This is a genomic window from Sphingobacterium sp. LRF_L2 (assembly GCF_965644235.1).
GTDB lineage: Bacteria > Bacteroidota > Bacteroidia > Sphingobacteriales > Sphingobacteriaceae > Sphingobacterium.
On record NZ_CBFFRI010000006.1, the window covers coordinates 379,822 to 398,075 of the forward strand.

Sequence of the window (18,254 nt, forward strand, 5' to 3'; positions counted from 1 at the left end):
AAGTGTAAATATAAAAAAAGTCCTCGTTATTTATATCTAACGAGGACTCTTTGCATTGAATTATATTTACCTAGTTGTGCGTATGCACATCCTCTTCGCGGAAGAATTTAGCTGTAAAATATTCACGGTTCATACGTGCTATATTTGTCAGTTTAATACCTTTTGGACACTCGGCTTCACAGGCTCCAGTATTTGTACAGTTACCAAAACCTTCAGCATCCATTTGATCTACCATTGCTTGCGCTCTCTCATAGCGTTCAGTTTGTCCCTGAGGAAGCAAAGCAAATTGAGAAATCTTAGCTGAAACAAATAACATCGCAGATGCATTTTTACAAGCTGCTACACAAGCTCCACATCCAATACAAGTCGCTGCTTCAAAAGCTTCATCAGCAATACGTTTTGGAATTGGAATTGAGTTTGCATCAGGAACACCTCCCGTGTTGATGTTTACATAACCACCAGCTTGTTGTATACGATCGAAAGATGTACGATCAACAGCTAGATCTTTTAATACAGGGAAAGCCGCTGCTCTCCATGGTTCAATAACGATTGTCTGTCCATCATGAAAAGAACGCATGTGCAATTGACAAGTCGTAATTCCATATTTTGGTCCGTGAGGACGGCCGTTAATTACTAACGAACACATACCACAGATACCTTCGCGACAGTCGTGATCAAAGTAAATAGGATCTTCACCTTGGTGAGTAAGATCTTCGTTCACGATGTCAAGCATTTCAAGGAAAGACATATCATCAGCAATGTCTTTCGCTTGGATCGTTACGAATTGACCTTTGGATTTATCATTTTTTTGACGCCAAACCTTTAGCGTTAAATTCATATGTTGTGCCATGATAATATAGTTAAGTAATGGGACTGAACAGCTTAACCTGCTCAGCCAATATACTATTTATAACTTCTTTGTGTTAACTTAACGTTTTCGAAAACTAACTCTTCCTTATGTAGAACCTCAGCTTGATCTTCCCCCGCAAATTCCCATGCCGAAACATAGGTGAAGTTTTCATCATCACGTTTTGCTTCGCCTTCGTCAGTTTGAGACTCTAAGCGGAAGTGACCACCACAAGATTCACTACGGTTCAATGCATCATCAACCATAAGTTCGCCCAACTCAATAAAGTCAGCTACACGTCCCGCTTTTTCTAACGACATATTAAGTTCATCGTTTTCTCCCAAAACTTTCACATCGGTCCAAAATTCTTTCTTCAAATTTTGGATCAATTTTTTTGCTTCCGTTAATCCTTCAGCAGTACGTGCCATACCACAGTATTCCCACATAATTTTACCTAATTCTTTATGGATATCATCAATGGTTTTAGAACCTTTTAAACTAAGTAAAGTGTTGATTTTATCTTCAACTTCTTTACGAGTTTGCTCAAAAGCAGGATGGTTTTTATCTACAGGAGCAAAACTTCCAAGGTTAGCTAAATAGTCACCAACAGTAAAAGGAATAACAAAGTAACCATCCGACAGACCTTGCATCAAAGCTGATGCACCTAAACGGTTTGCGCCGTGATCTGAGAAGTTACATTCACCAAGAGCATAAAGACCAGGTACCGTAGTCATTAAGTTGTAGTCTACCCATACGCCACCCATTGTATAGTGAACTGCCGGATAAATACGCATCGGTTGCTCGTATGGATTTTCATCAGTTATTTGATAGTACATATCAAATAAATTTCCATATTTCGCCTCAACAGTATCCTTACCTAAGCGTTTGATCGCATCAGCAAAATCTAAGAACACAGCTACACCAGATTTACCAACACCACGCCCGTCATCAACCATCTCTTTTGCATTACGCGAAGCAACATCACGAGGAACCAAGTTACCGAATGACGGATATTTTCTTTCTAAGAAGTAATCACGATCATCTTCCTTAATTTCAGCAGGTTTTAATGTTCCTTTACGTAATTGTTCCGAAAGCTCCTTGGTTTTTGGCACCCATACACGACCGTCGTTACGTAAAGATTCAGACATTAACGTTAACTTCGATTGGTGATCACCTGTTACAGGGATACAAGTAGGGTGAATTTGCGTATAACAAGGGTTCGCAAAGTAAGCACCTCTTTTATGTGCACGCCAAGCCGCTGTAACATTACATCCCATTGCATTTGTAGAAAGGAAGAAAACGTTGCCATAGCCTCCTGTACAAAGAAGTACAGCATGACCTTCATGAGATTCGATTTTTCCAGTCACCATATCACGGGTAATAATACCACGTGCGTGTCCATCAATCTTTACCAAATCTAACATCTCATGGCGAGTGTAGGATTTTACTTTACCTTTTTTTATCTGACGATTTAATGCCGAGTAAGCACCTAATAACAATTGCTGCCCAGTTTGTCCACGTGCATAAAACGTACGCGAAACTTGAGCCCCACCAAATGAACGGTTATCTAATAATCCACCATATTCGCGAGCAAAAGGAACCCCTTGAGCAACACATTGATCGATAATATTTACAGATACTTCTGCTAAGCGGTAAACGTTTGCTTCACGAGCACGGTAGTCACCACCTTTAATCGTATCGTAAAATAAACGGAATACCGAGTCACCATCATTTTGATAGTTTTTCGCGGCATTAATACCTCCTTGTGCAGCGATAGAGTGCGCACGGCGTGGCGAATCCTGGTAACAAAATGTTTTTACATTGTAACCTAATTCTGCCAATGAAGCGGCGGCAGAAGCACCAGCCAAACCCGTACCCACAACAAGAATTGTGAATTTACGTTTGTTTGCTGGATTGACCAACTTCATTTCAAATTTATGTTTTGACCATTTCTCGGCTAATGGGCCTGCAGGTACTTTTGAATCTAACATATTTAAATACTTTATATTGATAAGATATACGGCGTATATCTTAAATATTATTTAATGAAATAAAAATATAACGGCATTAACGCAAAACCAATCGGGATAATCACACCGAAGCCCCATACACCAATAAATTTGATAATTGGAACATATTTTTTATGAGAAAATCCAATCGTCTGAAATGCAGATTGAAAACCGTGGATTAAGTGAAATGACAATGCTGCCATAGCCAATACATAAAGACCAACTAAGAAAGGATTTTCAAAAGCAAAATCTACTTGTTTGTAAAGATCACGTGCTTTAATTGTTTCAACCCCTTGATCTGTCGTTGATTGATAGTCAGTGAACTCGCTAGCTTCTAATACTTTTGATGTTGTGATTCCTGTAGATAGATCTGTCTGATACTCGATATAAGGAACTTGGTCATTGTGGTATTTCCACCAGAAATTCTGCATGTGTGTGGCAATGAAAACCAAAAGAACGGTTCCAAGAATACCCATGTTACGAGAGTTCCACTTGCTGTTTGCCTTGCCATCGTGTTGTGCGTAGCTTACAGGACGAGCCGCTTTGTTTTTAAGTGTTAAAACAAGCGCATAGACTGCGTGGATAATAATGGATGCATAAAGTAGGTAAGAAACCACTTTAATTGGGGTAAAATGCGTCATTAAATACGCGTAGTTGTTGAAGGCATAACCCTCATCATTTTTAAATAGTTGCAAGTTACCAATCAGGTGAACTATAAGGAACGTACATAGAAAAATCCCCGTTAAGCTCATGATTAGTTTTCTTCCCAGTGAAGAACTTAAAACTGGCTTTGAATTACTCATTATCCTTGATTTTTTATATTGATTCGCAAATCTATTTATTTGTTAACAGAAATCTGACAATAGTCAATAAAATCGAATAATTTAGAACAATTCTAATCAGAAAGGGCTATACAGTAATACTGCATAGCCCTTTTTTGACTTGATAGTTGATACTTATGTTTATAGGAAAGCGAAACCCACTCCTATAGTCCACATTCTAATTTTTTGGTTATCCAAACCACTTTCATTTAAGTTTGTTAAGCCATGTTCATAACGAAGGTCTACTGTAAGCTTGCTGATATCAAGACCAATACCACCTATGATACCTGTCGATGATTTTTTGTAACTGTCCCATTCCGTCGCTCTAGCGAAATCGATCTCGCCATCTTGAGCAAAAGAAAATACAGGCCCTGCTTGTACGCGGAAGCCTACTGGTCCTAATCCGATTTTTGTACCCAATAGAACAGGGACATCGAAGCTCTTAAAGGTTGCATCGCCACTTTCTCCATTATCAGTGAAGCCGACTTTTTTGCTAGCGTAATACGCTTCGGGTTGAATATGGAATCCTGCAATTCCAACCCTGCCCCAGGCACCTAACTGAAAACCCGTTTTCGTCTCCGAATTAAATAGTTTTCCCTCTGAACTTAAGCTTGAGAAGCCTAATGCTCCTTTTACACCTAGTTTGAAAGTTGGGAGCAATTGCGCTTGAGAAATGCCCACCGCCACAATCAAACAAATTAAAGTAAGTAGAGATTTTTTCATATGAAAAATATTTGTTTATTTTATTACATTACAATATTAACGTATTTATTTTAATAATTGATATATGAGTACACTAAAAATATCCGCAGAAGAGTGGGATATCTTGAAGATAAAATTGCATCGAAAATACAATCATTTGTCCCAAGAAGACTTAACTTACGTTCCAGGAGAAGAGGATCAACTTTTAGTAAAATTAGCCAAACGTCTTCGCCGCACAAAGGAGTATATTAGTTTTACCTTATTGAAGGAGATCGCTGATTTGTCTTCTAATCGCCTTTAAGAATGAGCGACTTGATTTCATGGTCAGACTTTGAGAAAGTCGAATTACGTGTGGGGACTATTGTCGAGGTGTTCGATTTCCCTAAAGCCCGCAAGCCCGCTTACCAATTGCATATCAGTTTTGGTCCAGCTATCGGCGTGCTTAAGTCTAGCGCACAGGTTACGTACCATTACACAAAAGAAGAGTTAATAGGACGACAAATAGTGGCCGTTGTCAATTTTCCCAAGAAGCAAATTGCCGATTTTATGTCGGAGTGTTTGGTAACAGGCTTTGCCGATGAAGAAGGACATATCGTATTGACGAGTGTGGAGCGTTTACTGCCTGATGGCGCAAAGTTGATGTAGATGAAAATATACCATTTTGAAGATGCAGAGCTTCCGATGTCTCCCAAAGATATCGATGTAGTCTATATGCAGGAGGCGTTGAAGCTTGCAAAAAAAGCTTTTGAAGAAGATGAGGTGCCTATTGGTGCTATCGTGGTGAGTCAAGGTAAGATTATTGGAAAGGGATATAATTTAACAGAGCGGTTACATGATGTGACAGCACATGCCGAAATGCAGGCATTTACTGCAGCCTCGAATTATATGGGAGGCAAATATTTAAAAGATTGTACACTTTATGTCACGGTAGAACCCTGTGTAATGTGTGCTGGAGCATCCTACTGGACACAAATTTCAAGGGTGGTATTCGGAGCTGTGGACGATAAGCGAGGCGCTTCTAAATTCGGAAGACTGTATCACCCCAAAACAGAAGTTGTCTCCGGAGTTTTGGAGCAAGATTGCGCCGATTTGATAAAATCATTTTTTCGTAATAAAAGGTAAGAAAATAAAGAATTTCACAGTTTCTTAAAACGGAAGCTACGGTGAAATTGTTATATTCGTGTTCTTAATTTATTAATAACAAAAATAGTATATTATGGCATTTGAATTAGAAGCATTACCATACGCTAGTGACGCGTTGGAACCACACATTGATAAAGATACCATGGAGATCCACCATGATCGTCACCACCAAGCTTATGTTGATAATTTAAACAAAGCAATCGCAGGTACAGATGCTGAAAGTTTATCATTAGAAGAGATTAACAAAAATATTTCTAAATATCCAGCAGCTGTTCGTAACAACGGTGGAGGACACTTTAACCACAAATTATTTTGGTCGATCCTTGGACCTAACGCAGGTGGTGAGCCTACAGGTGAACTAGCTGAAGCTATCGCAAGCACTTTTGGCTCTTTCGCAGAACTTAAAACACAGTTGCAAAATGCAGGTGCTACACGTTTTGGTTCAGGTTGGGCTTGGCTTGTTGTTAAAGCAGATGGGCAACTAGCTGTTACTTCTACTCCTAATCAGGATAATCCGTTGATGGATGTTGCAGAAGTAAAAGGAACGCCAATCTTAGGTATAGACGTTTGGGAACACGCTTATTATTTGAAATATCAAAATAAACGCCCAGCTTACTTAGATGCAGTGTTTAACGTGATCAACTGGGATGCAGTTGCACAACGTTTCCAAGAAGCGAAGTAATTAAAAAATTAATATTGTAGGTTTCTACAATCTGCGCGTCATTGCTTTCAATAGATTGTTATAAAAACGTTAAGCGCTTTTATGATTCTGGTGGTAAGCGATGACGCGTTTCTATTCAGACGCATATGATAACTAATGTAAAATCTAAAGCCTTGACCTTTCTTTTCGGCTTATTCCTGTTTTCGGCCTGCGCACAGCCCACTACTAAAAAAGAGGTAAAAGAAGAGACATTGTTAAATCTGCTGCCAGAACGCAGTACCTCATCAACTGATACCGCAATTTTTGGAGCCGGTTGTTTTTGGTGTGTAGAGGCACAGTTTGCTTCGTTGAATGGGGTAAATACCGTCACTTCTGGGTATTCTGGCGGTGCGAAAGCTAATCCTACATATAGCCAAGTATCGTCTGGCCGCAGCGGACATGCAGAAGTAATTGAAGTAATATATGATACGTCTAAGATCTCTTATGACGAACTCTTGGAAGCATTTTTTTTATCGCACGATCCTACGCAACTCGATCGGCAAGGTAATGATATTGGTCCGCAATATCGCTCCGTTATTTTTGCCCATTCAAAGGAACAGTATAAAAAAGCATCATACTATATTAACCAGTTAAATGCAGAAGATGTCTATAAAGGTAAAATTGTAACGAGAATTGAGCCTTTTAAAGCATTTTATAAAGCTGAAGATTACCATCAACAATATTACGATAAGAATGGGGGAGAACCTTATTGTGTTTATGTGATCAAACCCAAAATGGAAAAATTTCGAAAGGTTTTTAAGGACCGATTGAAAAAGTAAAAAAGAGGAATTAATAAAAAAGGGCACCAGTGGCGCCCCTTTTACAGCATATAATTAAACCTAATATTAGCCCTCTAATATATTTTGTTGATCTAAATCAACTCCATTTACTTCTGCTCTGATTTTAGTTTCTAGTTCGTCGCTCAAATCGGGATTATCAAGCAATAAAGATTTTACTGCATCACGTCCTTGCCCTAATTTAGTATCGCCATAACTAAACCAAGATCCAGACTTTTTAATGATACCATATTCTACACCTAAATCTATAATCTCTCCCACTTTTGATATTCCTTCGCCGAACATAATATCGAATTCTGCAATTCGGAAAGGAGGAGCCACTTTATTCTTAACAATTTTAACTTTTACACGGTTTCCAGATACTTCATCAGAATCTTTAATTTGTGAGGTACGACGAATATCTAAACGGACGGAAGCGTAGAATTTAAGTGCATTTCCTCCCGTGGTTGTTTCTGGATTACCAAACATAACACCAATTTTTTCGCGAAGTTGGTTGATGAAAATACAACAACAATTCGTTTTAGAGATTGTTCCTGTTAATTTTCTCAAAGCTTGGGACATTAAACGAGCTTGAAGCCCCATTTTAGAATCGCCCATTTCGCCTTCAATTTCACCCTTAGGAACAAGTGCAGCAACAGAATCGATAACTATTACATCGATCGCGCCTGAGCGGATAAGGTTGTCTGCAATCTCAAGAGCCTGTTCTCCATTATCAGGCTGAGAAATTAATAGATTTTCAACGTCTACACCTAATTTCTGAGCGTAGTATTTATCAAAAGCATGCTCCGCATCGATTACAGCCGCAATGCCCCCTTTTTTCTGAGCCTCTGCTACGATATGTGTAGCAAGCGTCGTTTTTCCAGAAGATTCTGGACCATAGATTTCAATAATACGGCCTTTAGGCACCCCGCCAATACCTAAAGCAATATCTAACCCAAGTGATCCTGTCGAAATAGCTTCAATAGGTTCTACTGCAGAATCTCCAAGTTTCATAATAGTACCTTTTCCGTACGATTTCTCTAGTTTATCTAAAGTAAGCTGTAAAGCTTTTAATTTATCTGAGTTGCTCATATTTTTAGTATTAAGTATTCAAAAGTAAGATTTAAATTTGATTTCCAAAAATTATTTTACTAATATTATTAGTCTTTTATTTGCTTGGCTTTATAGTTCTTCTCAAAGTACTGGCAGAAATAAGTGATAGGGCATTCTTCGCACTTCGGACGTCTGGCGAGGCAGATATAACGACCATGTAAAATAAGCCAATGGTGTGCAATTGCAATAGTTTCTTTGGGGAGATATTTTACAAGTTGTTTTTCTACAGCGAGTGGGGTTGTTGCTCTACTCGTCAACCCAAGCCGGTTACTGACCCGAAATACATGTGTATCCACTGCCATTGCCGGGTTATTGTAAACAACTGAGGAGATAACATTAGCCGTTTTTCGTCCTACACCAGGCAATTTTACTAATTCCTCCACTTTCTCGGGAACAATACCGTCAAACTCTGTGATGAGTTTTTGAGCCATGCCCACTAGATGTTTTGCTTTGTTATTCGGATAACTTACCGAACGTATATAAGTGAAGACTTCATCGGAATCACTAGCCGCAAGTGATAGTGCATCAGGGAAACGTTCAAATAAAGCTGGGGTAACCTGATTTATCCGTTTATCTGTACACTGTGCAGAAAGAATTACAGCGACCAATAGTTCGAAAGGGTTACTGTAATTTAATTCGGTCTGTGCGTCGGGACTATGAGTAGAAAAATACTTGACAAATTCTTGATACCTCTCTTTTTTTAACATAAACAAAGATATTCAAAACTCTCTTTAAAAAACAAAGTCTCTAATTTTAATTAGAGACTTTGCCATTTTACTTTGTTAAGCTTTTTGAGTAATTTAAAATATTCTCAATGCTGCGTGGGCTAGGATCTTTTACCAATCTTTTGAAATTGGATTTTAAGTTTTCTTCAAATATTTCATCTATTTTATCCACCATAGCCACCTCTGCTTCACTTAAACTAGTATCATGTTCATGTTTTGTAAAGTATTCTACCATAAGCGTTTTATTTAAATAAGTACATATAAAACGTAAGATAGAAATTTATATTATATAATATTTAACATTTTTTTACTTTTTCCCTTGAACATATTTGTCAGCCTCTTCAATGGCCTTTTTTGCATTGACGATTCCTCCGGTTACACTGATCTCATCCAAATACACTTTTTTACTAGCACCGTCAACCTGTATCTTGACTTTTTCATCTACTTTTGTCACAGACTTTAAGATAATATCTTTAACTTCTTTGGCCGTAAGTGTTGGATAATAGGAACGAATAAGCGCAGCTAATCCAGCAACTACAGGGGAAGCCATACTGGTGCCATCCTGTTCTTTGTAAGTGGATTCTGGCATTGTTGAATTTATTTTTACACCAGGCGCAAAAACATCGACGGATTTATAGCCAAAATTGGAAAAACTGGCTAATAAACCATCATCCAATCCCGAAGAAGTAGCTCCCACAGTAATCCAGTTGGTAGCTTCGCCGACGATTGCGTCCAAACTATCTGTATAATATTTCATCGGATAATTTTTGACGATATCGTTATCTTTTGAATCATTTCCAGCAGCGTGAATCAATAGTACATCGTGATCTTCTGCATATTTTACGGCTTCATCTACAGCTTTTTTGTTATAAGCATAACCCTTACCAAAGCTCATGTTAAGAACCTTTGCACCATTGTCTACCGCATATCTTATACCGTTTGCTACATCCTTGTCGCGCTCATCGCCGTCGGGGACAATGCGTACTCCCATAATCTTGACATTGTTCGCTACGCCATTAATACCGATACCGTTATCCCTTTTTGCGCCAATAATTCCAGCTACATGTGTTCCATGGTCTGCGTCAGGACCTTTAATGTCTGCGTTTCCATAAAAATGTTCTGTTGCGTCGTCGTAATGATCGCCAACTATGCTGCGTGGGTCGTAACTTTTGTTCAAATGATATTCAGCTTGTGCATGAAAATAGGCCGCCCCCTCTTCAAGATCCTTATAGAATTCGAGAAAAGGTGTGTTGTCCAGTTCTCTTTTTGCCATACGAATCGCTATTTTCTGGCGCTCGGAATTTGGACTGTAGCCATCAATATCCGCCTTGGTAATATCCTTTGGATCTTTCCCAATCTTTTTAATCATAACGTCCATCTCCTCTTTTAACCTCCCATAGTTCAAATTGCCAAAATTAGCTTGGTCTGATTTGCTGGTGTAGTCATTTACCATCTTTTGATAGGCGACAAATTCCCGTCGTTCAGCTTCGCTTAGCGCAGTTGACGGCAAAACAGAGATATATTTTGGTTCATAAATACGAATAAGACGCGTTACTTCCAGATTATCATAGTGTACATTCTCCCCATTCGCGTTACCTAGAAAATTCCAACCATATACATCATCGCTATAACCATTGTTGTCATCATCTTTACCATTTCCCGCTATTTCTTTCGGATTTTTCCACATGACATCTTTCAGGTCTTCATGATTGTAATCTACGCCACCATCTAATACACCAACTATTACAGGTGTTGATTTTCTTCCCTGTAGTAATTCGTATGCCTTTTCTGTACTAATTCCACGTACGCCATCCGCTTGGTAGTCCAGATTGTACCAGTTTGGCGGATTTGTTTTTTTTGATTGAGCCCCACCGAAAAAAGGAAGGATACTCATGCCCACGAGGGCATAAAGTTTTAGTGTTCCAATCATATGTTTTTGTTTCAGTCAATAACAAATATAGTGCAAGTCCTGTGCAGTTGTTGTTAAAAAAAGATAAATCAATATACTTTTTACATTAACTTTATTACTAAAACCTACTTATTATGTTTAAAAATTGGAACTATATCATTATTATTGGTGCTATGGCAATAGCATGTTCTGATAACACGGAAAAACAGTTGACCAATTGGCCAACGATAACACCGCCCGTAGCGGAGAAAAAAATCTATACGAGGATCATTCACGGAGATACAGTACAAGATGATTATTTTTGGATGAATGATTATTTTAAGAAAGGGCCTGACTCAACCCAAGTAATAGCCTATTTAGAAGAAGAAAACAACTACACACAAGGCATGTTGAAAGATACAGAGCCTTTGCAGACGTCTCTCTTCCATGAGATGAAAAGTCGTATCAAAGAAAAGGATGAGTCTGTTCCCTACCTGAAAGACGGATACTATTATTATACACGCACAGAAGAAGGAAATCAATATTATAAGTATTGTCGTAAAAAGGGGAGTTTAGATGCCTCTGAAGAGATCCTCTTGGATGTTGATCTCATGGCTAAAGGCCATCCTTATTATGCTGTAGAAGGATTTTCGGTAAGTCCAGATAACAAATTGTTAGCATTTGGCGTTGATACGGTTTCTAGAAGAGAATATACTATTCACATCAAAAATTTGGAAACAGGCGAGCTTCTTTCCGATAGAATTGACCGCACAGAAGGGGAGGCTATTTGGGCAAACGATAGCAAAACATTCTTTTATACCTCGAAGAACGCATTAACGTTGCTGAGTGAAAAAATAAAGAGACATACACTAGGCACAGCCAGTAAAGCGGATGTGTTAGTCTACGAGGAGAAAGATAACAGTAATTATATCGGAGTAGGTAAATCAAAAAATGATAAATATGTCATGATCTATTCCGAAGGAACTTTGTCTTCGGAGGTTTTCATCCTAGATGCCAATACACCCTTTGGGAAATTTAAAACCTTTCAACCGCGTAGAAAAGATGTGCTTTATTCCATTACAGCATTGGAAGATCGTTTTTTAATCCTAACGAATGATGAAGCAAAAAACTTTAAGGTTATGGAATGTCCCTTAAATAATACAACAAGAGATCATTGGAAAGATTTTATACCACATCGTGCCGATGTCCTTGTTTCTGGGATAGACGAATTTCGGGATTTTATAGTTGTTGCGGAACGTAAAGATGGGTTGACACAACTTGCGGTTCGTTCGTTAAAAGATAGTAGACAGCACTATCTTGATTTTGGGGAAGCTACCTATACAGTTTATCCTGGAGCAAATTTAGAATACGATACAGATATTGTACGTTACGGGTACACCTCTCTCGTTACTCCTTCCTCTACTTTTGATTACAATATGCAAACCAAGGAGAAAGAGCTAAAAAAACAGCAAGAAGTTCTCGGAGGTTATGATCCAAATGACTATGCTAGCGAACGGTTGTTTGCGACATCAGTGGACGGGACAAAAATTCCTATTTCTATTGTGTATAAGAAAGGCTACGAAAAGAATGGTAAATCCCCTCTCTTACTTTATGCATATGGATCCTACGGGCTATCCATGGATCCATCATTCAATCCCTCCCGTCTAAGTTTGTTAAATAGAGGTTTTGCTTATGCTATTGCACATATTCGTGGAGGAGAGGAGATGGGACGGCAATGGTACGAGGATGGAAAAATGATGAAAAAGAAAAATACTTTTACAGACTTTATAGACTGTGGAAAATATTTGATAGCAGAGAAGTATACTAGTCCTGGACATCTGTATGCACAAGGTGGCAGTGCGGGAGGTTTGTTAATGGGCGCAGTGGCAAATATGGCTCCAGATTTATGGAGAGGCATTATTGCACAAGTTCCTTTCGTTGATGTGGTTAATACGATGTTGGATGAAACAATACCATTGACAACCAATGAATATGATGAGTGGGGAAATCCCAATCAAAAGCAGGCCTATGGCTATATGAAATCGTATTCTCCATACGAAAATGTGGAGGCAAAAGAGTATCCAAATATACTTGTGACAACAGGGTTACACGATAGTCAAGTACAATATTTTGAACCGGCTAAGTGGGTGGCAAAATTAAGAGCAAGCAAAAAAGGTACAAATATTATTCTATTAAAAACAGATATGGACTATGGTCATGGCGGTGCTTCAGGACGATTTGACTACCTTAAAGATATCGCTTTAAATTATGCATTTCTGTTTAAATTAGAAGGAATCAGTAAATAATAATATCGTAATTCTCCATAAACAATAAAGGCTTGGAACTCCAAGCCTTTATTGTTTATGGGTAGAATCTAACTGATTCTCTCTTTCTATTTCTCGGGCGTCAATCTGATGTTGACGGTAATTTTGTAAGGCTACTTTACTAGCTTTCTGAGAGACTATAATACCAATAATAGCAATTATGGTAACAACTGTTAACCCCCAGGCATATTTCTTTTTGTCCTGTTTAACTAACCAGTACATCACAAATATATAAGGGACTGCAAAAAATATGTAAAAGATAATACTAGGACCAACCATTTCTGTTCTGATTTAAACTCTGTTGCAAAACTACACAAATAGATAGACTTAAAAAATTTCCTTCTGTTTCTGACATGAAGTTTACAAGTTTTGAACCTTTTAGCCAAAAAGCCGTCCTATTAGTATATTGACGATAACGGAGATAGGTTAATGTTTTTTTAATAAAAAAACTACAGCATTATTGCATAAAAGAAAAAAATATTTTTTTACTTTTGCGCAGTCTATAGATTGAAAGACAGTGAAATGAAATACGTGAATACATATATGGAACTACCTGTCCTGCTTCGGAAAAAGCAGGCGATGGAATTTCTATATGCAAAGCATTCGTTCAGCTGTCCAATCTTACGATTCCGACGACCTATTCTGCCTCGAGCTTGATTCGGAGGCAGGCTACTTCCATTCTTGATAATCATCCAGCTCGGTGGTTCCTCAATTGTTAATTAATCAGATTTTTTGCAACACAGCAGTGTAAATTAGGTCAACATCTTAGATGACACTTTCAGATTTTTCAATTATTCCTGCCAACTCCTTACATGTTGGTTATGCAGAGGCTATTTGTGACGAAATGTTTGAGTCCGCAAAAGCACGCGGAACGGGAATCGCACGTCGTAAACCGGAATACGTAGCAAAAAAAATGGAGGAAGGTAAAGCGGTGATTGCCCTGCATAAAGATGGGCGTTGGGCCGGATTCTGTTATATCGAAACCTGGGGCCACGGAGATTATGTAGCCAACTCTGGACTTATCGTAAACCCTGAATTTAGGAAGGTCGGTTTAGCCAAAGCCATCAAAAAACGGGTGTTCGAATTGTCTAGAGAAAAATATCCTCATTCAAAGATATTTGGTCTCACTACAGGCCTTGCTGTTATGAAGATCAATTCTGATTTAGGATATGAGCCTGTGACTTATTCAGAACTAACCCAAGACGAAGAGTTTTGGAAAGGCTGCAAATCTTGTGTAAACTACGATATTTTAATCAGTAAGGACAGAAAGAATTGTATGTGTACAGCCATGTTGTGGGATCCCGTTGAAAAGGAACGTGCGTTGAAAGAAAAGATTCAACGTCGGGCGGAGGCAAAAGAGAGATTAGATCGTATTGTGAAAAAACAGTCACTCCTCAAACGTATTGAAGCAAAATTATGGAAATCTTCCAAGAAGTTTGTCGCATCAGTATTTCCTGTTGGAACGGGAGCCGTTAAAGGAATATAATTTGTAAATTTGAAGCTAAACATTAGCAAGCATAATTAATTTTTAAGATGAAAAAAGTAGTATTAGCGTTTAGCGGTGGTTTAGATACATCATTCTGTTGTATCTATCTATCGAAAGATTTAGGTTTAGAAGTACATTCAGTCGTTGTCAATACTGGTGGCTTTTCAGATGAAGAGCTAAAGGCAATTGAACAACGTGCTTATGACTTAGGTGTGAAATCGCATAGTGCGATCGATGAAACCGAAGATTATTACCAAGATACTATTAAATATTTGATTTTTGGCAACGTCTTGAAGAATGCGACTTATCCCTTGTCAGTTTCTGCAGAACGCGTATGCCAAGCTACTGCTATTGCTAATTACGCAAATAAAATCGGTGCTGAGTGCGTAGCTCATGGTTCTACAGGCGCTGGTAACGATCAAGTTCGCTTTGATATGATTTTCAATACGCTGATTCCAGGTGTTGAAATCATCACACCTATACGGGATTTAAAGCTTTCGCGTGAAGATGAAATCTCTTATTTGGCAAAACATGGTGTTGAAATAAATGCAGAGAAAGCAAAATACTCCATTAATAAAGGCCTTTGGGGAACTTCGGTAGGAGGGGCTGAAACACTTACCTCAAACCAATACCTGCCGGAAACAGCATGGCCAACACAGGTTTCATCAACAGAACCACAACGTATAACGATTGATTTTGTAAAAGGAGAGCCTGTGGGCTTGAATGGACAAGAGATCGGCGCTGTAAAAGTTATTCAGCAATTGCAAGAAATTGCCCAACCTTATGGTATTGGTCGTGATATACATGTGGGCGATACCATCATTGGAATTAAAGGTCGGGTAGGATTCGAAGCAGCAGGTCCCCTTATTTTGATTAAGGCCCACCATACCTTGGAAAAACACACCCTCACAAAATGGCAATTATCTTGGAAAGATCAGATTGCAGGTTTTTACGGTAATTATATGCATGAGGGACAAATGCATGATCCTGTCATGCGAGATATTGAAGCTTTCCTTGCTTCATCTCAACAAACAGTGACTGGCCGTGTTATAGTCGAGTTGCATCCTTACCGTTTTGTGATTATTGGCGTAGAATCGGAGCATGATTTGATGTCAAATAAATTTGGTAGTTACGGCGAAATGAATAAAGGATATACAGGGGACGATGTCAAAGGTTTTGCAAAGATTTTTGGAAATCAAACGATAATTTGGCATAAAGTAAACGAAAAATAAACATGATCGAAAGAATTGCTGCGGATCGTTTAGCCGATATCCTACCTCTTTTTGCTGCTTATCGTGTTTTCTATAAGTATGAGCCGGATCTGGATCGTGAACAGCAATTCCTACACGAACGTTTATCCAATCAAGAATCCGTAATTTTTGCCGCATTCGAGGAAGGCAGGGCTGTAGGTTTTACACAGTTGTATCCAAAATATTCATCCGGACGAATGGAAAAAAACTGGATCTTGAATGACCTATTTGTTGATCCTCCAGCGCGGGGAAAAGGTGTAGCAACACAGCTGATCCATGCTGTAATGGATTTTGCAAAGGAGAAATCGGCTACTTTTGTTCAATTAGAAACACAAGTAAATAATGTCGTTGCACAGAAACTTTACAAAAAAATAGGGTTTCAATTGCAAGATCCGGATACAGAATTTTTGATTTTTAAGAAAGTTGTATAAACGCCTTTTAAGGCATAAAGAGAGAAATCTGATCAGATTTCTCTCTTTATTTTACAAGACTTAATCTAACACTATTATTTATGAAGAAAGTAAAAGTTGGGGTAGTGGGATCTGCCGGTTATACAGGAGGAGAGCTACTTCGGATTTTGATCTACCATCCTTATGTAGAAATTGTATTCGCTAATTCTGCTTCAAATGCAGGAAACAAAATCTATGAGGTGCATAACGATCTTTTTGGTGATACAGATCTTGAGTTTTCATCTATTTTTCATTCCGATATCGATGTTTTGTTTCTATGTGTCGGTCATGGTGATGCACGCAAGTTTTTAGAATCGAATGCGATAGCTCCTTCCGTTAAAATCATAGATCTTTCTCAGGATTACAGACTAAAGGATAATGCAACGTATGCTAATAAAGAGTTCGTTTACGGTTTGCCTGAGCTCAACAGGGAGGCAATACGTCAAGCGCATTACGTCGCTAACCCAGGATGTTTTGCAACGAACATACAGTTAGCGCTACTTCCCTTGGCCGCAAATGGGTTGTTGTCGAATGCCATTCACGTGAATGCGACGACAGGTTCTACTGGTGCGGGACAAAAACCTGGCGCTACAACGCATTTCTCCTGGCGGAATAACAACCTTTCGGCTTATAAATCATTCGAACATCAACATCTGCAAGAAATATCAGAATCACTGAATCAACTTCAGGATGGATTTCTACCAAATTCGGAAAAATCATTGTTAGCACGTGCCGCAGAGAAAATTCATTTTGTACCGCAAAGAGGTGATTTTACACGAGGCATATTTTCCGCAATTTATATAAAAACAGCTATTTCAGAGGAAGAGGCATATGCGATTTACGATGCTTATTATCAAGAACATCCATTCACGTGGGTCAGTCGAGCTAATATAGATCTCAAGCAAGTCGTAAATACAAATAAGAGTATTATTCATTTAGAAAAACACGGCGATCAATTGCTTATATTAAATGCGACTGATAATTTGTTAAAGGGGGCTTCAGGTCAAGCCGTCCAAAATATGAACCTCATGTTTGATTTAGATGAGCGTCTCGGTCTAAATCTCAAAAGTGTCGGATTTTAAGATATACAAAAAAGGCTGCATGATGCAGCCTTTTTTGTATGTATCGGACCTTTTATTCAGCCACTAAATTTATTTTTCGTTCAACAGAGACATTGTCACCAGTGATTGCTTTGCCATCTTTATCAACTAACCACAGTTTAACCGTAGTTTCTCCCAAAGGCAAGTTTAGAATTTCATAAGGAACCCATTGGTCTAAAGTAAATTCCTGACCATTGATATCTGCTTTAACTTTATTTCCATCGGCAGCTAATGTGCCATTAGCGATGAAGAAGTCAAGTAGAAGAGATTTTACATCTTCTCCTTTATACTCTCCCTTCGGACGGCTGTAAAAAAGAGATAACTCCGTTGGTGCTGGTAGCTCTTCTATTTTACCATCAGAAGTCACTTTAAACTTAACTAATTTCGCAGCATCTGCAGTTTTAATAGATTCATGAAATGAGCGAGATAAAAAAGACATCAAGTAATGCTCCGAATTTAAGGCAACCGTCACACTGTGCTCGGGCTTATAAAGGGCAGCATAGGGGGTATTATCTAATATAAAATGAATGTGCTGTCCTTCATGAGAATTTGCCATATGGTGCTCATGCTCGGTCTGCGCTGTAAGTTCAAAATTACTTACGGCATATTTTACCGTAACCTTTGCCGAATCCGTTCCTACTTTTTCCGAGCTAATCGAAGAAATTTTCAATGTAGCTCCTGGAAATTCTTTCGAATGTTTCAGTGGTGTAACAGATATTGCGCCAACGCTGTCAGCGAGAGCTGTAGAATCTTGTGTTTGCCCATCACTGTTGTTCGTACTTTGATTACATGAAACAAGTGTTGCGGTCAAGGTAAGCATAGCTAAAGTAGCTTTCAATGTATTCATTTTCGTATTTTTATGTTAACGATGTTATTTGTTTACCAGTCATTGAACAAATAGAATATGAAAAAGTTTTGTCT

At 38.5% G+C, this 18,254-nt stretch carries 20 protein-coding genes; 10 read left to right on the forward strand and 10 right to left on the reverse strand.

What is annotated here, in order from left to right; all coding sequences use genetic code 11:
* Positions 1-70 precede the first annotated feature (70 nt).
* From ACSZOX_RS14470 to ACSZOX_RS14485, 4 genes are all read right to left on the reverse strand, one after another.
* Entirely contained in the window at positions 71-850 is a 780-nt protein-coding gene (locus ACSZOX_RS14470; protein ID WP_437920770.1) for a succinate dehydrogenase/fumarate reductase iron-sulfur subunit, read from the reverse strand.
* Between the two features lie 53 nt (positions 851-903).
* Complete coding sequence (locus tag ACSZOX_RS14475; RefSeq protein ID WP_437920771.1) at positions 904-2,838, reverse strand: fumarate reductase/succinate dehydrogenase flavoprotein subunit; 1,935 nt, start codon at positions 2,836-2,838, stop codon at positions 904-906.
* Positions 2,839-2,885: 47 nt separating this feature from the next.
* Entirely contained in the window at positions 2,886-3,659 is a 774-nt protein-coding gene (locus tag ACSZOX_RS14480; protein ID WP_437920772.1) for a succinate dehydrogenase cytochrome b subunit, read from the reverse strand.
* A gap of 159 nt (positions 3,660-3,818) precedes the next feature.
* Positions 3,819-4,400 (reverse strand): outer membrane beta-barrel protein, encoded by a 582-nt coding sequence (locus tag ACSZOX_RS14485; protein WP_437920773.1) that lies wholly within the window; start codon positions 4,398-4,400, stop codon positions 3,819-3,821.
* Positions 4,401-4,464: 64 nt separating this feature from the next.
* On the opposite strand from ACSZOX_RS14485, the gene ACSZOX_RS14490 reads away from it, so the two are divergent.
* The 5 genes from ACSZOX_RS14490 (at position 4,465) to msrA (ending at position 7,001) form a co-directional block, all read left to right on the forward strand.
* Entirely contained in the window at positions 4,465-4,680 is a 216-nt protein-coding gene (locus ACSZOX_RS14490; RefSeq protein ID WP_437920774.1) for a hypothetical protein, read from the forward strand.
* A 2-nt stretch (positions 4,681-4,682) separates the two neighbouring features.
* Entirely contained in the window at positions 4,683-5,024 is a 342-nt protein-coding gene (locus ACSZOX_RS14495; protein ID WP_437920775.1) for a tRNA-binding protein, read from the forward strand.
* Positions 5,025-5,501, forward strand: coding sequence for a nucleoside deaminase (locus ACSZOX_RS14500; RefSeq protein ID WP_437920776.1), 477 nt, complete (start codon positions 5,025-5,027; stop codon positions 5,499-5,501).
* A gap of 94 nt (positions 5,502-5,595) precedes the next feature.
* On the forward strand, positions 5,596-6,204 hold the full coding sequence (locus ACSZOX_RS14505; protein WP_437920777.1) for a superoxide dismutase: 609 nt from the start codon (positions 5,596-5,598) through the stop codon (positions 6,202-6,204).
* Positions 6,205-6,329: 125 nt separating this feature from the next.
* Positions 6,330-7,001, forward strand: coding sequence for a peptide-methionine (S)-S-oxide reductase MsrA (gene msrA / locus ACSZOX_RS14510; protein WP_437920779.1), 672 nt, complete (start codon positions 6,330-6,332; stop codon positions 6,999-7,001).
* Between the two features lie 66 nt (positions 7,002-7,067).
* Here msrA and recA read toward each other — a convergent pair whose 3' ends face one another.
* The 4 genes from recA to ACSZOX_RS14530 form a co-directional block, all read right to left on the reverse strand.
* Positions 7,068-8,090: a recombinase RecA gene (gene recA / locus ACSZOX_RS14515; protein ID WP_437920780.1), complete on the reverse strand. Its 1,023-nt coding sequence runs from the start codon at positions 8,088-8,090 to the stop codon at positions 7,068-7,070.
* A 68-nt stretch (positions 8,091-8,158) separates the two neighbouring features.
* On the reverse strand, positions 8,159-8,818 hold the full coding sequence (nth, locus tag ACSZOX_RS14520) for an endonuclease III (protein ID WP_437920781.1): 660 nt from the start codon (positions 8,816-8,818) through the stop codon (positions 8,159-8,161).
* Positions 8,819-8,885: 67 nt separating this feature from the next.
* A complete protein-coding gene (locus ACSZOX_RS14525; protein ID WP_437920782.1) occupies positions 8,886-9,071 on the reverse strand; it encodes a hypothetical protein in 186 nt (61 codons plus the stop codon).
* 72 nt (positions 9,072-9,143) lie between these two features.
* Complete coding sequence (locus ACSZOX_RS14530; RefSeq protein ID WP_437920783.1) at positions 9,144-10,766, reverse strand: S8 family peptidase; 1,623 nt, start codon at positions 10,764-10,766, stop codon at positions 9,144-9,146.
* A 113-nt stretch (positions 10,767-10,879) separates the two neighbouring features.
* On the opposite strand from ACSZOX_RS14530, the gene ACSZOX_RS14535 reads away from it, so the two are divergent.
* Positions 10,880-13,030 (forward strand): S9 family peptidase, encoded by a 2,151-nt coding sequence (locus ACSZOX_RS14535; RefSeq protein WP_437920784.1) that lies wholly within the window; start codon positions 10,880-10,882, stop codon positions 13,028-13,030.
* Between the two features lie 48 nt (positions 13,031-13,078).
* Here the strand turns inward: ACSZOX_RS14535 and ACSZOX_RS14540 are convergent, their stop codons facing one another.
* On the reverse strand, positions 13,079-13,270 hold the full coding sequence (locus tag ACSZOX_RS14540) for a hypothetical protein (protein WP_437920785.1): 192 nt from the start codon (positions 13,268-13,270) through the stop codon (positions 13,079-13,081).
* A gap of 547 nt (positions 13,271-13,817) precedes the next feature.
* Here ACSZOX_RS14540 and ACSZOX_RS14545 point away from each other — a divergent pair.
* The 4 genes from ACSZOX_RS14545 to argC all read left to right on the forward strand — a co-directional run bounded on the left by ACSZOX_RS14545 (position 13,818) and on the right by argC (position 17,315).
* On the forward strand, positions 13,818-14,534 hold the full coding sequence (locus tag ACSZOX_RS14545) for a GNAT family N-acetyltransferase (RefSeq protein ID WP_437920786.1): 717 nt from the start codon (positions 13,818-13,820) through the stop codon (positions 14,532-14,534).
* Between the two features lie 47 nt (positions 14,535-14,581).
* Positions 14,582-15,766, forward strand: coding sequence for an argininosuccinate synthase (gene argG, locus ACSZOX_RS14550; protein ID WP_437920787.1), 1,185 nt, complete (start codon positions 14,582-14,584; stop codon positions 15,764-15,766).
* Between the two features lie 2 nt (positions 15,767-15,768).
* Positions 15,769-16,215 carry a GNAT family N-acetyltransferase gene (locus ACSZOX_RS14555; protein ID WP_437920788.1) on the forward strand — a complete coding sequence of 149 codons (447 nt, stop codon included), beginning with the start codon at positions 15,769-15,771 and terminating at the stop codon, positions 16,213-16,215.
* Positions 16,216-16,295: 80 nt separating this feature from the next.
* Positions 16,296-17,315: an N-acetyl-gamma-glutamyl-phosphate reductase gene (argC, locus tag ACSZOX_RS14560; RefSeq protein ID WP_437920789.1), complete on the forward strand. Its 1,020-nt coding sequence runs from the start codon at positions 16,296-16,298 to the stop codon at positions 17,313-17,315.
* A 52-nt stretch (positions 17,316-17,367) separates the two neighbouring features.
* Here the strand turns inward: argC and ACSZOX_RS14565 are convergent, their stop codons facing one another.
* The gene (locus tag ACSZOX_RS14565; RefSeq protein ID WP_437920790.1) at positions 17,368-18,180 is read right to left on the reverse strand and encodes a hypothetical protein; all 813 of its coding nucleotides are present in this window, start codon (positions 18,178-18,180) and stop codon (positions 17,368-17,370) included.
* Positions 18,181-18,254: the final 74 nt, after the last annotated feature.

What these genes read in the sequence shown, in the direction of transcription:
- ACSZOX_RS14475 (WP_437920771.1), bottom strand. Translation starts at nt 2,838, where the DNA reads ATGTTAGATTCAAAAGTACCTGCAGGCCCATTAGCCGAGAAATGGTCA.
- ACSZOX_RS14490 (WP_437920774.1), top strand. Translation starts at nt 4,465, where the DNA reads ATGAGTACACTAAAAATATCCGCAGAAGAGTGGGATATCTTGAAGATA.
- argC (WP_437920789.1), top strand. Translation starts at nt 16,296, where the DNA reads ATGAAGAAAGTAAAAGTTGGGGTAGTGGGATCTGCCGGTTATACAGGA.
- ACSZOX_RS14470 (WP_437920770.1), bottom strand. Translation starts at nt 850, where the DNA reads ATGGCACAACATATGAATTTAACGCTAAAGGTTTGGCGTCAAAAAAAT.
- nth (WP_437920781.1), bottom strand. Translation starts at nt 8,818, where the DNA reads ATGTTAAAAAAAGAGAGGTATCAAGAATTTGTCAAGTATTTTTCTACT.
- ACSZOX_RS14495 (WP_437920775.1), top strand. Translation starts at nt 4,683, where the DNA reads ATGAGCGACTTGATTTCATGGTCAGACTTTGAGAAAGTCGAATTACGT.
- msrA (WP_437920779.1), top strand. Translation starts at nt 6,330, where the DNA reads ATGATAACTAATGTAAAATCTAAAGCCTTGACCTTTCTTTTCGGCTTA.
- ACSZOX_RS14525 (WP_437920782.1), bottom strand. Translation starts at nt 9,071, where the DNA reads ATGGTAGAATACTTTACAAAACATGAACATGATACTAGTTTAAGTGAA.
- argG (WP_437920787.1), top strand. Translation starts at nt 14,582, where the DNA reads ATGAAAAAAGTAGTATTAGCGTTTAGCGGTGGTTTAGATACATCATTC.
- recA (WP_437920780.1), bottom strand. Translation starts at nt 8,090, where the DNA reads ATGAGCAACTCAGATAAATTAAAAGCTTTACAGCTTACTTTAGATAAA.
- ACSZOX_RS14505 (WP_437920777.1), top strand. Translation starts at nt 5,596, where the DNA reads ATGGCATTTGAATTAGAAGCATTACCATACGCTAGTGACGCGTTGGAA.
- ACSZOX_RS14535 (WP_437920784.1), top strand. Translation starts at nt 10,880, where the DNA reads ATGTTTAAAAATTGGAACTATATCATTATTATTGGTGCTATGGCAATA.
- ACSZOX_RS14545 (WP_437920786.1), top strand. Translation starts at nt 13,818, where the DNA reads ATGACACTTTCAGATTTTTCAATTATTCCTGCCAACTCCTTACATGTT.
- ACSZOX_RS14540 (WP_437920785.1), bottom strand. Translation starts at nt 13,270, where the DNA reads ATGTACTGGTTAGTTAAACAGGACAAAAAGAAATATGCCTGGGGGTTA.
- ACSZOX_RS14485 (WP_437920773.1), bottom strand. Translation starts at nt 4,400, where the DNA reads ATGAAAAAATCTCTACTTACTTTAATTTGTTTGATTGTGGCGGTGGGC.
- ACSZOX_RS14500 (WP_437920776.1), top strand. Translation starts at nt 5,025, where the DNA reads ATGAAAATATACCATTTTGAAGATGCAGAGCTTCCGATGTCTCCCAAA.
- ACSZOX_RS14565 (WP_437920790.1), bottom strand. Translation starts at nt 18,180, where the DNA reads ATGAATACATTGAAAGCTACTTTAGCTATGCTTACCTTGACCGCAACA.
- ACSZOX_RS14555 (WP_437920788.1), top strand. Translation starts at nt 15,769, where the DNA reads ATGATCGAAAGAATTGCTGCGGATCGTTTAGCCGATATCCTACCTCTT.
- ACSZOX_RS14480 (WP_437920772.1), bottom strand. Translation starts at nt 3,659, where the DNA reads ATGAGTAATTCAAAGCCAGTTTTAAGTTCTTCACTGGGAAGAAAACTA.
- ACSZOX_RS14530 (WP_437920783.1), bottom strand. Translation starts at nt 10,766, where the DNA reads ATGATTGGAACACTAAAACTTTATGCCCTCGTGGGCATGAGTATCCTT.